The sequence below is a fragment of the Actinomycetospora succinea genome (genome assembly GCF_004363095.1).
Classification (GTDB): domain Bacteria; phylum Actinomycetota; class Actinomycetes; order Mycobacteriales; family Pseudonocardiaceae; genus Actinomycetospora; species Actinomycetospora succinea.
This window is the reverse complement of sequence record NZ_SNYO01000005.1, coordinates 177,841-190,628: the sequence shown is the minus strand read 5'-3', so window position 1 is coordinate 190,628 and position 12,788 is coordinate 177,841. Positions and strand designations below refer to the sequence as shown.

At 75.8% G+C, this 12,788-nt stretch carries 14 protein-coding genes; 6 read left to right on the top strand and 8 right to left on the bottom strand.

Features of this window, described 5'->3' with window-relative positions; genetic code table 11:
• Positions 1 to 271 precede the first annotated feature (271 nt).
• Positions 272 to 559, bottom strand: a complete 288-nt coding sequence (locus EV188_RS19465; protein ID WP_133827951.1) for a putative quinol monooxygenase — start codon at positions 557 to 559, stop codon at positions 272 to 274.
• Positions 560 to 785: 226 nt separating this feature from the next.
• Here EV188_RS19465 and EV188_RS19460 point away from each other — a divergent pair, with 226 nt between their 5' ends.
• Positions 786 to 1,451, top strand: a complete 666-nt coding sequence (locus EV188_RS19460; RefSeq protein WP_133827950.1) for a biliverdin-producing heme oxygenase — start codon at positions 786 to 788, stop codon at positions 1,449 to 1,451.
• A 1-nt stretch (position 1,452) separates the two neighbouring features.
• Here EV188_RS19460 and EV188_RS19455 read toward each other — a convergent pair whose 3' ends face one another.
• From EV188_RS19455 to EV188_RS19440, 4 genes are all read right to left on the bottom strand, one after another.
• Positions 1,453 to 2,085: a class I SAM-dependent methyltransferase gene (locus tag EV188_RS19455; RefSeq protein ID WP_133827949.1), complete on the bottom strand. Its 633-nt coding sequence runs from the start codon at positions 2,083 to 2,085 to the stop codon at positions 1,453 to 1,455.
• Between the two features lie 75 nt (positions 2,086 to 2,160).
• The gene (locus tag EV188_RS19450; RefSeq protein ID WP_133827948.1) at positions 2,161 to 2,457 is read right to left on the bottom strand and encodes an EthD family reductase; all 297 of its coding nucleotides are present in this window, start codon (positions 2,455 to 2,457) and stop codon (positions 2,161 to 2,163) included.
• A 93-nt stretch (positions 2,458 to 2,550) separates the two neighbouring features.
• A complete protein-coding gene (locus EV188_RS19445) occupies positions 2,551 to 3,000 on the bottom strand; it encodes a DUF6918 family protein (RefSeq protein ID WP_133827947.1) in 450 nt (149 codons plus the stop codon).
• A 97-nt stretch (positions 3,001 to 3,097) separates the two neighbouring features.
• Positions 3,098 to 4,225, bottom strand: coding sequence for an alpha/beta fold hydrolase (locus tag EV188_RS19440; RefSeq protein WP_133827946.1), 1,128 nt, complete (start codon positions 4,223 to 4,225; stop codon positions 3,098 to 3,100).
• Between the two features lie 320 nt (positions 4,226 to 4,545).
• Here EV188_RS19440 and EV188_RS19435 point away from each other — a divergent pair, with 320 nt between their 5' ends.
• The gene (locus tag EV188_RS19435; RefSeq protein WP_133827945.1) at positions 4,546 to 5,283 is read left to right on the top strand and encodes a hypothetical protein; all 738 of its coding nucleotides are present in this window, start codon (positions 4,546 to 4,548) and stop codon (positions 5,281 to 5,283) included.
• A 116-nt stretch (positions 5,284 to 5,399) separates the two neighbouring features.
• Here the strand turns inward: EV188_RS19435 and EV188_RS19430 are convergent, their stop codons facing one another.
• Positions 5,400 to 5,705 carry a hypothetical protein gene (locus EV188_RS19430; protein WP_133827944.1) on the bottom strand — a complete coding sequence of 102 codons (306 nt, stop codon included), beginning with the start codon at positions 5,703 to 5,705 and terminating at the stop codon, positions 5,400 to 5,402.
• A 271-nt stretch (positions 5,706 to 5,976) separates the two neighbouring features.
• On the opposite strand from EV188_RS19430, the gene EV188_RS19425 reads away from it, so the two are divergent.
• Together EV188_RS19425 and npdG are read left to right on the top strand one after the other, a co-directional pair.
• The gene (locus EV188_RS19425; RefSeq protein ID WP_133827943.1) at positions 5,977 to 6,927 is read left to right on the top strand and encodes an alpha/beta hydrolase; all 951 of its coding nucleotides are present in this window, start codon (positions 5,977 to 5,979) and stop codon (positions 6,925 to 6,927) included.
• Positions 6,928 to 6,977: 50 nt separating this feature from the next.
• Positions 6,978 to 7,679, top strand: coding sequence for an NADPH-dependent F420 reductase (npdG, locus tag EV188_RS19420; protein WP_243741836.1), 702 nt, complete (start codon positions 6,978 to 6,980; stop codon positions 7,677 to 7,679).
• A 60-nt stretch (positions 7,680 to 7,739) separates the two neighbouring features.
• Here npdG and EV188_RS19415 read toward each other — a convergent pair whose 3' ends face one another.
• Positions 7,740 to 8,078: a DUF3140 domain-containing protein gene (locus EV188_RS19415; RefSeq protein ID WP_133827942.1), complete on the bottom strand. Its 339-nt coding sequence runs from the start codon at positions 8,076 to 8,078 to the stop codon at positions 7,740 to 7,742.
• A 25-nt stretch (positions 8,079 to 8,103) separates the two neighbouring features.
• Between EV188_RS19415 and EV188_RS19410 the strand changes: the two genes are divergently transcribed.
• Both EV188_RS19410 and EV188_RS19405 read left to right on the top strand, forming a co-directional pair.
• Entirely contained in the window at positions 8,104 to 10,893 is a 2,790-nt protein-coding gene (locus tag EV188_RS19410; protein WP_166659972.1) for an ATP-binding protein, read from the top strand.
• Positions 10,894 to 10,955: 62 nt separating this feature from the next.
• Complete coding sequence (locus tag EV188_RS19405) at positions 10,956 to 11,780, top strand: alpha/beta fold hydrolase (protein WP_133827940.1); 825 nt, start codon at positions 10,956 to 10,958, stop codon at positions 11,778 to 11,780.
• Positions 11,781 to 11,830: 50 nt separating this feature from the next.
• Here the strand turns inward: EV188_RS19405 and panB are convergent, their stop codons facing one another.
• Positions 11,831 to 12,667, bottom strand: coding sequence for a 3-methyl-2-oxobutanoate hydroxymethyltransferase (panB, locus tag EV188_RS19400; protein WP_133827939.1), 837 nt, complete (start codon positions 12,665 to 12,667; stop codon positions 11,831 to 11,833).
• Between the last annotated feature and the right edge of the window lie 121 nt (positions 12,668 to 12,788).

The window sequence follows — 12,788 nt, the reverse complement described above, 5'->3', positions numbered from 1 at the left end:
GCCGACTCCGCAGCCGAGGGTCCCGGCCGACCTACGGGCATGATCGCGTCGAGTCGGACGGTCGGTCTCGACGCGATCTTCGGCCTATGTCTCGTCGGTCGACTCGGTGGAAGCGTCAGCGATGGCCCGCGTCGGTCGCGCTCCGCAGGGGCGTCCTCGCTCCCGCGGAAACGCTTCAGAAATCGACGCATCCTCACCGAAGAGTTGCCCGCCTCGACCGGGTCGCGATCCGCGGTCTCGGTTTCGTCCGACACGCCCTGCCGCACCGTCCTCAGGTCAGGCTGCGCACGTCGGCGACGTCGAACTCGGCGACGTCCGCCGACAGCATCGCCGCGCCCTGCTCGTCGCTCGGCCCGCTGCCACGGAAGGCCTCGACGGCCTCCTGTGACGCCCAGCGCTCGAAGACGTTGATCCGGCCGGCGTCGAGGAGGTCGGCGCTGATCGCGAAGTCGAGACAGCCCTCCGCGGCGCGGGCCTGCTCGACGACGGCGACGCATCCGGCCAGGTAGCGCTCACGCTCGGCGGGATCGACCTGCAGGTGCCCGGCGACGATGACCACGATTCGCTCCTTCGGTTGAAGTCAGCGATACGATATCAGGACTAGGTGTCGCGCACGATCCGGTTGATCGTCGCGCGCCCGGGCCGGGTCGACCGTCACCGCCGGCGGCTCGGCCGCCGCCCCGCAGACACGCTGCGCGATCGAACTGAGGGTAGCCTTACCGGCGCACGGACCCTACTGTCGTCCCGGAGACCGGCGACACCCGGCAGCACCCGGAGGCGGACCCGTGACCGTGAGCGAGCACCTGCCCTTCTCCCAGTCCCTGCGCCGGGCCACCGCGGCGGCCCACGAGCGGGCGCATCATTCGGCGTACATGGACGCCCTGCTGGGCGGGCGCCTCGCGCTCGAGGACTACGCGACGCTCGTGGTCCAGTACTGGCACATCTACAGCGCGCTCGAGGACGGCGCCGACCGGCTCGCGGACCACCCGGTGGTCGGCGGGTTCGCGGTCGACGCCCTGCGCCGGCGCGACGCGATCGCCGCCGACCTCGCGTTCCTCCGCGGCGGCGACCGGGCCGGCGACGTCGAACCCCTGCCCACGACGGCCGCCTACGTCGCGCGGATCCGCGAGACCGTCGACGACTGGCCCGGCGGCTGGGTCGCGCACCACTACACGCGCTACCTCGGCGACATCGCCGGCGGCCAGGTCGTGCGGGTGCTGCTCGAGCGCACCTACGGCGTCACCGGCGACGGCGCGCGGTTCTACGACTTCGCCGCTCTCGGCCCGGTCCCGCCGTTCCGGGCCCGCTACCGGGGGCTGCTCGACGCCGCCCCGTGGGACGAGGTCGAGCGCGCCCGGATCGCCGACGAGGCGTGCCACGCCTTCGAGCTGAACATCGCGATGCTCCACGAGCTGGCGGACACGGTGCCGCCGGAGCACCTCGCGGCCTGAGTCACGACACCCGGCGGGCCACCGCGAGCCACGCCGGCAGGTCCACGTGCCCGCCGACGGGCACCCGGAGCTTCTCGGCCTGCTCCTCGTCGGGCACCCGCCCGCGGTAGGTGCTCTCGCGCAGCTCGTCCAGCGCCCACCCGGGCCGGGTGAACGCCGCGCGCATCTCGTCGTCGCTGACCTCGGGACCGAACGCGGGACCGGGGGCCAGGCCGAGCAGGACGACGCGGCCGCCGTCCACGACGACGTCGCGCAGGGCGTCGGCGTACCGGGCCTGGTCGTCGCCGTCGAAGATGTGGAACAGGGCGCTGTCGAGGACGGTGTCGAACCCGCGCAGGTCCGCGGGGTCCATCGCGTCGGCGACGACGAAGCTCGCGTCGACACCGTGGGCCGCGGCGACGGCGCGGGCGCGCTCGAGGGCGGCCGGGGCGGAGTCGGCACCGACGACGTCGTAGCCGCGCTCGGCGAGCAGCACGGTGTGCTCGCCGGTGCCGCAGCCGAGGTCGAGCACGCGGCCCCGGATCAGGCCCTCGGCCTCGGCGGCGCGCACGGCGGGTTGGGGCTCACCGATGATCCACGGGGGCTCGCCGGTGAGGTAGGCGTCCTGGAAGCGGGACGGTGCGGGGGTGGCCATGAGGACCTCCGGAGGCTCGTGATCGTCGCTGTCACGAGCCTCCGCCCTCGACCTCGGTCGAGGTCAAGGGCCAGGTCAGTCGTGTGCGACGAACATCGTCGCGCCGCCGCTGGCGAAGTTCGGCACGTCGGCCGCGGCCGCCTGGCCCTCCGCGGAGCCCATCCCGTCCTGCAGGGACTCCATCGAGTCGAAGGACAGCTCGGCGATGAGGTAGTACGGCGGCGGGTTCCCGTCGAGCGACGCGCAGTGCCGGTAGGTGAAGCTCCGGACGCCGGGGATGGGGGCGGCGAGCGGGGCGTGGGTCTTCTCGTAGTACTCGTCGAACGCGGCGGGGTCGGTCGGGTGGCCGTAGAGGACCGTGACGATGTGCATCAGGTCACCCCATCACGAACGACGGCCCCGGAGCCACGGTCTGTTCGCACAGTCCGTGGCGCCGGGGCCGGCGTGTGGGGGAGCGGGAAGGGCTCAGGCGCGCGCGTGCTTCTCGATCACGGCGCCGAGGCCGGGCAGGGCCTCGATGACGTTGTCCTGCGCCTTGGGGCGCAGCTTGCTGTAGATCGAGGTGATCGCGGCGCGGCTGCTGCGCTCGGCGCGGCGGTCGGTGACCGCGAGGAGGGCCTCGGAGGCCTCCTGCGGGCGGGTGCCGAGGAAGGTGCCGAAGTCGCCGGCGGCCTCGGTGGTGTAGGTGGCCCAGAAGGGCTCGAGCTGCTCGACGAACTCGTCGAGCATCTTGTCGAGCGCCTCGCGGATGATGCCCGGCTTGACCTTCTTCACGCCGGCGTAGCCGGTCTTCACCACGCCGCCGGACAGGCCGCTCTTGTTCGCGACCTCGGAGTCGACGAGGCCCTGCAGGTCGTCGACGACGGCGCTGCGACGGTCGGAGTCGAGAAGGCGAGCCTTGAGCGTCTCAGCCATCGGTGTCCTTCCTCGGGGAGCAGGGGAGCGGCGCCGACCGTACGGGAGCCCCGGGGCGGGATCTCCGGCAGGGGAGGGTGAACGACACGCGTGTGGTTCAGGCGTCGTCGTGGGCGCGCATGAACTCCTGGAGGTCGTGCCAGGAGTTCTCGCGGGCCCGGCGCCCGGCCAGGACGCCGAGGTGCCCGCCGGGCCGGACGACGAAGCGCAGGTCGGGGCAGGACGTGAGCAGGGCGGTCGCGCGCTCGACGGCGGCGACGGGCGCGATGACGTCGTCGGCGCCGGCGACCAGGAGCACCGGGACGTCCACGTCGGCCAGCCGCACGGGTCGCCCGGCGAGGCGCAGGCGGTCCTCCGCGAGGTCGTTGGAGCGGACCACGTGGTGGTAGATCTGCCCGAACGCCCGCCCGGGGTAGGCGGTCATGTTGGCCATGAGCAGGTCGACGGCCTCGATCTGCTCGAGCAGCTCGCGGTCGTCGAGGTGCGTCGCCAGGGTCACCGGTTTGGTCAGGTAGCGCTCCACGCTGGTCAGCTGGAACGCCCACTTCACCGCGGTCGCGGGGAACGAGCCGAGCGTCCGGTACGCGGCCGAGAAGACCCGCCCGCCCGTGTACTCGGCGACCGACCGGAACGGCGCCACCAACGGGACCGCGGAGACGTCGACGGGCGAGGCGAACGCCGTCACCGAGCGGATCGGCGCCCCCGAGATGTGGCTCGCCGCCGCGAGCAGCGTGAACAGCCCGCCCAGGCTCCAGCCGGCGAGGTGTACGGGGCTGTCCCCGTGCCGGTCGGCGATCGCGTACAGGGCCGCCGGGACGATCTCGTCGACCCACAGCTCGAGGCCCCGCCGGCCCGCCGCCCGGCCCGAGGCGTCGTAGGTGACGATGAAGATCTCGCGACCCGTGGCGAGGAGGTCCTCGACGAGGCTCGCCCCGCGGCGCAGGTCGAAGGCGAAGTCCGGCGCCCCGAGCGGCGGGACGAGCAGCAGCGGCGCGAGGTCGGGATCGACCGGCGCGGTCGGCTCGTAGCGGTGCACCGTGTAGCCGTCGCCGTGGTGGACCGGCAGCCGGGGCATGCGGGTGGTGTCGGCGAGGTGGCCGTGGGTCGCCCAGTCCCGCACGTTGCCCCACGCCCGGGCGGCGGTGTGGGCGGGCACGCCGGCGAGCCCGGCCAGGGTGGGCAGCGCGCCGCGGGGCTCGTCCTCGGGCTGCGGCTCGGCGGTCACGCGCCGATGTTAGGGCCGTCCGAGCCGCCGCGACGCCACGCCGTCACTCACGCGTCGTGACGCATCCTCACTCCGGGTGACTCCCGGATCGGGTGTCCGACGGCGTTCCCGCAGCTCCGGCCTCGATCCGGGGCGCAGCCCGTTGCGCCGTCCGGGCCGCGACGGGTCCGCCCGATCGTCAGAACCACCGTCACACGACCGGCGCGTTGGACCGGGTGGCGCCGCCCCGGGATCTTCGCCCGGGGCGGCGTGGCGCACCCCCGGCCCGTGGTGGGGGGTGCAGCACGTCGAGGTCGCCGAGGACGAGGAGAGAACGCGCCGTGAGCCTGTGGGAGCCCACCTCGGCCGTGACCGGGGAGACCGCGCAGGCCCCGCAGCCCGTCCCCGAGACCCCCTGCGACCCGCCGCCGCTCCCGCGGGCCGAGCGTCGGGCCCGGCTCTTTCGGGTCGCGGCCGGCCTGGGCGTCGGGATCATGGGCGCGGCCTCGCTGACGACGGCGGTGTACCAGACGACCACCCAGGCCTCGACCGCTCTCGGGATGCCCGGCGCGGTCGCCGAGCGGGACACCCCGCTGCCCTGGGCCGTCGCGCCGGCGGCGGCCGGGCCCGCGCTCCCGTCCTCCACGACGATCGCCCCGACCGTCGCCGACCTCGCCCTGCGCGCGGACCAGCAGCCGTTGCCGTCGCCCGCCGCCGCCCCGGCGCCCGGGGGTCCGGCGCCGACGGGTCCGGCGCCGACCGGTCCGGCACCTGGGCTGGTCGCCGTCGCTCCCGACCCCGGCCCGCGCGCGGCGCCCCCGGCCCGCGGGGCCGGCCGGCCGGCCTCGCCGGGGACCTCGACCGGACGCCCGACCACCTCGACCGGGTCGTCCGGCACGAGCTCGCCCCCCGCGTCCACGCCGTCGAGCACCCCGACGTCGTCCGGGACTCCGAGCGAGACCCCGAGCGAGACCCCGAGCGAGTCGCCCTCGTCGTCGCCCGAACCCCCGAGCGAGTCGCCGTCCTCGTCGTCGCCCGAGCCGACGGGCGGGACCACGACCCCGTCCGGCGGCGGCTGAGCCCGAGCTCTCCGGCGGCTCCCCGGCGGGCTCCCCGGCGGCTCCCCAAGAATGGCCGACGGCCCCGCTCCCCTCGCGGGGGGCGGGGCCGTCGGTGCGGGACCCGTGTGTGCCGGTCAGCCCAGGGGGCGACGCAGCGCGGTGCGGTGCTCGGGGCGCAGGTGGTAGATGACCGCCGGCAGCACGACGACGGCCACGAAGGGCAGCCCGACCAGCGGCACGACGAACAGCAGCGCGAGGCCGAGGAGCATCACGACGAGCGCCGTCAGCGGGTTCGTCGCGAACGCGCCGAGGCGGGCGAGGCGCGGGCTCCGGCGCGCGGCGGAGCTGACGCGGCCCACGACGCCGGCGGGCGCCGGGCGCGGCGCCGTGGGGACGGGGCGGGGGAGGGTCGGGGCGGTGTTCGGCCAGGGGAGAGCCATCGCGAGCGTCGGTCCTTCGGGGTCGTGAGGGTCCAGCGGGGCGCGTCGGGGAGCCGCGCCGGGGCTCGCGGCCGGGTGGGCCGGAGAGCTCCGGAGGCGTCGCGGGGATCGACACCGGGATGACGCCTGTGCGGCCCGGAAGGTTCCCCGCCGTTGTGTATCGATTCGGCAACGGCGGGTCCCCGTCGTCGCCTTCCATCATCCTCGCGTCACCCGGATGGCGGCAGTGCCCTGAGTAGGTGAACCTCGGCCGCATCCTAGGGTGACAACGATGAACGGCGTACCCGACGGCGACGACGCGGACACGCTCCGCGCACCCCTCGATGCGGACGTGCGCGCGCTGCTCGACCGGTGGGCCGAGGAGCCCGCGATGTTCGCCGGCACGACGCCCGGGACGACCGACGGCGTCGCCGCGGCGCGCGCCCGCTTCGCCGCCCAGATGATCGACGCCGCGGGCCTCCCGCCCCGCGCGCCGGAGCTGGGCGAGGCCGGCGGGGTCCCGGTCCGGGTGCACCGCCCGTCGGCCCCGGCGACCGACGCCGTCGTCGTGTTCGTCCACGGGGGCGGCTGGGTGCTCGGGGACGGCGACGCCTACGACACGGTGGCCGCCCGGCTCGCCGACGACCTCGGCGCCGTCGTCACCGCCGTCGACTACCGGCCCGCGCCCGAGCACCCGTTCCCGGGGCCGCTCGAGGACACGCTCGCCGCCGTGCGGGCGCTCACCGCGGACGGCGCCCGGTACGCCCTCGTCGGCGACAGCGCCGGCGCCAACCTCGCGGCCGTCACCGCCCTGACCCTGCGCGACGAGGGACGACCGCCGGCCGCCAGCCTGCTCGTCTACCCGCCGCCGGACTTCGAGGGCCGCTACCCCTCGGTGGCCGAGAACGCCGAGGGCCACTGGCTCACGGCCGCCGACGTGAAGGCCTGCTCGAAGCACTACCTCGCGGGCCACGACCCGCGCGGCGACGTCCGGCTCTCGCCGCTGCGGGCGCCGTCGCTGGCCGGGTTCCCGCCGACGATCGTGGCCACGGCCGGCTACGACCCCCTGCGTGACGCGGGGCACGCGTTCGCCGACGCCCTCGTCGCCGCCGAGGTGGACGCTCGCCGGCGGGAGCACCCGGCGCTGGTGCACGGGTTCTACGCGTTCACCGCCGCGGTGCCCGCCGCCGACGCCGCGGTGAGCGCGCTGCACGCCGAGCTCGCCGAGCTGATCGCCCGCTGACCGTGGTAGGAACCGGTCCGATCTGACCGTCCGCGCCAGGGAGCGACCCCGTGAGTGCACCGTCCTCGTCGGAACAGCCCATCGACCCGACCGCGTGGACGGTCGGGGTCCTGGGCGGCACCGGCAACCAGGGCAAGGGGCTGGCGCTGCGCTGGGCCGCCGCCGGCATCAAGGTGATCATCGGCTCGCGCGCCGCCGAGCGCGCCGAGAACTCCGCGCAGGAGTACTGCAGCGCCACCGGCGTCGACCACGTCCGCGGCACCGACAACGCCACCTGCGCGGCCGAGGCCGACATCGTGCTCGCCGCGATCCCGTGGGAGTCGCACGCCGAGACGCTCACGGCCCTCGCCGAGCCGCTCAAGGGCAAGATCCTGATCGACTGCGTCAACCCGATCGGGTTCGACAAGAAGGGCCCGTACCCGCTGCCCGTCGAGGAGGGCAGCGTCGCGCAGCAGGCCGAGCAGCTCCTGCCCGAGACCCGGGTGACCGCGGCGTTCCACAACGTCTCGGCGGTCCTGCTCGCCGACCTCGAGCAGCCGCAGGTCGACTGCGACGTGCTCGTGCTCGGCGACGACCGCGAGGCCACCGACGTCGTGCGCGCCCTCGCCGACGTCATCCCCGGCGTCCGCGGCGTCTACGGCGGGCGGCTGCGCAACGCCTACCAGGTGGAATGCCTGACCGCGAACCTCATCGCGATCAACCGCCGCTACAAGGTGCACGCCGGCATCAAGATCACCGACCTGGATGGCTGACGCCATGTGAGTGATCCGGGTCGTCACGGCGACCCAGATCACTCACGAGGCCGCAGGCCCTCACTTCAGGGGGTCGTGGCCCCAGTTCATGAGCGAGTAGCGCCACGTCGAGGTCTTCAGCTCCTCCTTCGAGGGCTTCTGCTGGAGGTGCCGCTCGACGTAGCCGTGGACCTTCTTCATGGCGGCGAGGTCGTCGTCGTCGAGGTCGCCCTTGTTCTTCTCCAGGATCTCGACGATGCGCCGGCCCATGTAGTGGCCGGTCGACTCCTCGCCTTCGCCCGACGACTGCCCCACCGACCGCGACTCGTCGGTGCCCAGCCAGTCCTCCAGCTCCTTCGAGCCCATGTTGACGACGTCGTCGAACTCGGAGCGGATCTGATCGGTGCTCTTGTCGGCCATGGGGCCGGTTACCCACGCTGACCCGGTGCAGGCAGGTCCGGGGAGCGCACCACTCGTCGGGCGCGACGACGAGCTCGGCGCGCTGGTGGCCGCGGCGCTGGCGGACGGCGGCGGGGTCACGCTGCTCGCCGGGGAGGCCGGCAGCGGGAAGACCCGGTTGCTCGACGAGGTCGCCGACCGGGCCGGACGGTCCGGCGCACGCGTCCTGCGCGGCCACGCCGTCCCCGGCGGCGGCGCCTTCCGTCCGCTCGCGGAGGCGCTCGCCCCGGCCGCCGACCCGGCGCTCGCGCGCGACGAGCGCGTCGCGGCCTTCGCTCCCGTGCTCGCCCGCCTCCTGCCGGCGTGGACCGCGGGCACGCCCGGCGCCGGGCCCCATCTCGTCGACCCCGTCCTGGTCCTCGGCGAGGCGGTCGGCGAGCTCCTGGGGGTGATCGCGGGGGAGGGCCGCGCGGTCGTGGTGCTCGACGACCTGCACTGGGCCGACCGCGACACCCTCGCCGTCCTCGAGTACCTCGCCGGCCGCCTCGACGGCACCGGGGTCCGGGTGCTCGGCTCGATGCGCTCCGACGAGCACCCGCCCGCGGGGCTCGCGCCGCTGCGCCGGGCGAAGGGGGTCGCGGCGGTCGAGCTGGGCCGCCTCGCCGACGACGCCGCCGCGCGCCTGGCGGAGGCGGTCGTCGGCGACGCGATGGCGCCCGCGGTCCGCGAGCACGTCGTCGGCGCGGCCGAGGGCCTGCCGCTGCTCGTGGAGGAGCTGGCCGCCCGCCTCGCGGAGTCGGGCGCGATCGCGTGGCGGGACGGTCACTGGGAGCCGGCGGGCCCGCTGCCGACCGAGGTGCCCGAGGCGTTCGCGGACGCCGTCGCCGACCGCGTCGCCGCCCTCGAGCCCGCCGACCGGGACGTCGTGCGGGTGGCGGCCCTGCTCGGCCGCGACCTGCCGTGGGACCTGCTGCCCACCGCCGCGGCGGTCGACGCCGCCACGGCCGCGGGGGCGTTGCGGCGCGCCGTCGACGCGCGCCTGCTCGTCGCCGGGGCCGACGGCGCCCTGCGCTGGCGCCACGCGCTGACCCAGGACGCGGTCCTCGCCGGGCTCACCGGCCCGGAGCGCGCGGTGCTCGCCGCCCGGGCCGCGCAGGCGCTCGACCGCCCCGACCTCGCCGGCCCGTCGCTCGCCCGGGTCGCCGAGCTGCACGCCCGCGGCGGCGACCCCGACCGCGCGGCCGCCCTCCTGCTGCGGCACGCCCGCGAGCACCGGGCGGCCGGCGCGCCCGCCGCCGCCCTCGCCGTCCTCGAGCAGGCCACGGCGCTCGCGGGCGACGCCCACCGCGTGCCGGTCGCGCTCGAGCGCGTCGAGGTGCTCGCCCTCGCGGCGCGTACCGACGAGGCGCTGGCGGTGGGCGAGCCGCTGCTCGGCGCCGCGGGGCCGTGGCGCATCCCGCTCGCCACGGCCCTGGCCCGCGCGTGCGTGGCGGCCGAACGGTTCGACGAGGCCCGCGGCTTCCTCGCCCGCGCCGGCGACGACGCCGACCCGCGCGTGCTCGCGCTCGCCGCGCACGTCGCGCTCGGCCTGGGCGAGGTCACCGAGGCGCTGCGGCTCGCCGAGCCCGCGGTCGAGACCACGGACCACCCGGAGGCCGCCTGCGAGGCCCTGGAGGTCGTCGGGCGGGCCCGGCGCCGCGCGGACCCGGAGCGGTCGGCCGCCGCGTTCCGCCGCGCCGCGCAGATCGCCGAGCAGGAGGGCCTGACGGCGTGGCGCATCCGCGCGCTCTCCGAGCTCGGCGTGGCCGACCTGTTCGGCACCGGTGACGGCGGGTCCCTGCGCCGGGCCCGGGAGCTCGCGATGGAGGCGGGCATGGTCGGCACCGCGGTGATGCTCGAGCTGCAGCTGGTGGCGGTCGACAACGGGCGCGTGGGGCCGGTCGCGGGCGCGGTGCAGGGCGAGCGGTGCGCGGAGCGGGCCCGCCGTCTCGGGCTGCGCGGTCCGCAGGGGCACGCGCTGGGCTTCGTGGCCCGCGGACGGGTGTTCGAGGGCCGCGTCGACGAGGTCGAGGGGCTCCTGGCGGAGGCGACGGCGCTCTCGGCGAACCCCGTGCACGTCGAGAGCGCCGGCGCCCTCGCCCGGGCCCACGACCGGTGGCTCGCCGGCGACACCCCCGGTGCCCTGCCGGCCTACGACGAGGCCATCGACGTCCTGCGCCGCGCGGAGGGCGCGAACCCGACGCCGTCGTGGGGCGAGCGGGCGCTGCTGCGGACGGCCACCGCGCCCCACGACGCCGGTCCCCGCGAGGAGCTGCGGGGCTCCGACGTGCTGGTCCAGAGCCTCAACCGCGCGGCGCTGCACTTCTGCGACGCGATCGCCGCCGCGGAGGAGGGCGGGGACCCCGGCCCGGACCTCGCCGCCGGGGACGCGCTGCTGCGCCACCGGCCGTTCTTCCGGCACCTGCTGCGCTGCTATCTGCTCGAGCACAGCGTCCTCGGCGACCCCGTCCCCGTCCTGCACGAGGCGCTGGCCTGGGCGGCCGGCACGGACGAGGTGCGGTTCTCGGGGTGGTGCCGCGAGCGCCTGCGCGCGCTCGGGGCGGTGGTCCCGCGCCCGCAGCGGGACACCACGGACGTCCCGCCGGACCTGCGCGCGCTCGGCGTCACCGGGCGCGAGATGGAGGTGCTGCGTCTGGTCGGCGAAGGCCTCGCGAACCCGGAGATCGCCGCCCGCCTGGTCCTGTCCCGGCGCACCGTCGAGACCCACGTCGGCAACCTGCTCGCCAAGACCGGCGCGGCGAGCCGGGGTGACTTGCGGAGACGGCTCCCGGGCTGAGCCGGCTGGATCCGTGTGCCGCACGGAGTCGGTCACGCCGTCCGCACGGCACCGTTCCGGACATGACCACCACCGAGAACATCACCACGGGCACCGTCGACGTCGGCGACGTCCGACTGAGCTACCGCGAGCGGGGCACCGGCGCGCCGGTCCTGCTCATGCACGCCGGGGGCTTCGGGGAGTGGTTCTCCCCGGTGTTCCACGAACCCGCCCTCGACGGGGTGCGCCTCGTCGAGATCCAGCGCGCCGGCTACGGCGGGAGCTCGACGCCCGAGGGCCACGTGACCTTCGCCGACCACGCCCGGCACGCCCGCACCCTGCTCCGCGAGATCGGGATCGACCGGGCCACCTGGGTCGGGCACTCGTCGAGCGCCAGCATGGCGCTGCAGGGCGCGATCGACGCGCCCGAGGCCGTCGAACGTCTCGTGCTGCTCGAGCCGGCGCCCAGCCCGGCCGGGCCGTCGGCGGAGGAGCTCGTGCGCACGGCGGTCGGACCGGCCGTCGGCGCGGCCCAGGCCGGGGACATCCGGGGCGCGACCGAGACGTTCATGGCCGGCGTCTGCGGCCCGCACTGGGCGGACCTCGTCCGGGAGCGGCTCGGCGGCGACGCGTTGGACCGGCTGTTCCACGACTCGCGCTTCTTCCTCACCGACGAGGTCGTCGCCGCGATGGAGTGGCCGATCGACGAGACGATCGCCGTGCGCGTCACGGCCCCGACGACGCTGGTCTACGGGGACAGCCCCGCCACCAAGGCGCACGAGGAGACCACGACGGCGCTCGCCGCGTGGATCCCCGGCGCCGAGCTGGTCGCCCTGCCCGGCGTCGGGCACGCCATGACGCTCGAGGACCCGGCCGCCGTGGCGCGGCTGGTGGCTGCCGCCATGTGAGTGTCCTGGGTCGCTCCGGCGACCCAGATCACTCACGTGGCCGGAGGCCATCAGTCGAAGCTGTGCTCGGGCCCCGGGAAGACGCCGTCGCGCACCTCGCGGACGTAGCTGCCCGCTGCGTCCGCGAGGACCGAGCCCATGTCGGCGTAGCGCTTGACGAACTTCGGGGTGCGCCGGGCCGGGTCGGAGAGCCCGACCATGTCCGTCCACACCAGCACCTGGGCGTCGCACTCCGGGCCCGCGCCGATCCCGACGGTCGGGACGGCGATGTCCGCGGTGACCCGCTTGGCCACGTGCGCCGGGACCATCTCCAGCACGACCGCGAAGGCCCCGGCCTCGGTGACGGCGCGGGCGTCGGCGAGGAGCTTCTCGGCGGCGTCCTCGCCGCGGCCCTGCACCCGGTAGCCGCCGAGGGCGTGCTCGCTCTGCGGGGTGAAGCCCAGGTGCGCCATCACCGGGATGCCGGCGTCGACGATCGCCCTGATGCGGTCGGCGTAGTGCGCGCCGCCCTCCAGCTTCACCGCGTGGGCGCCGCCAGCCTTCATGAACTCGACGGCGGTGCCGACGGCCTGCTCGACCGAGACCTGGTAGCTCCCGAACGGGAGGTCGGCGACCACGAGGGCGTGCGGGGCGCCGCGGACCACGGCGCGGGTGAGGATCAGCAGCTCCTCGGTGGTCACCGGCACCGTCGTGTCGTAGCCGAGCACGGTGTTGCCGGCCGAGTCGCCGACGAGGAGGACGGGGACCCCCGCCTCGTCGAAGATCCGCGCGGTGTTCACGTCGTACGCGGTGAGCATGGCCCAGCGCTCGCCGCGGGCCTTCATCTCCTGGAGGTGGTGCACGCGGGTGCGCTTCGGGCGTGCCGGGGTGCCCTGGGGTGACGTCATCGTCGTCCGTCCTTGCCTCGAGGCCCACCGAGAGCGGCGGGTCCCCGGGTCGTCGGGGTGGATGCGCCAACGGTGTCACCGCGCGAGGGCGACGGCCGCCCGCTGGGACCAGCCTCACAGC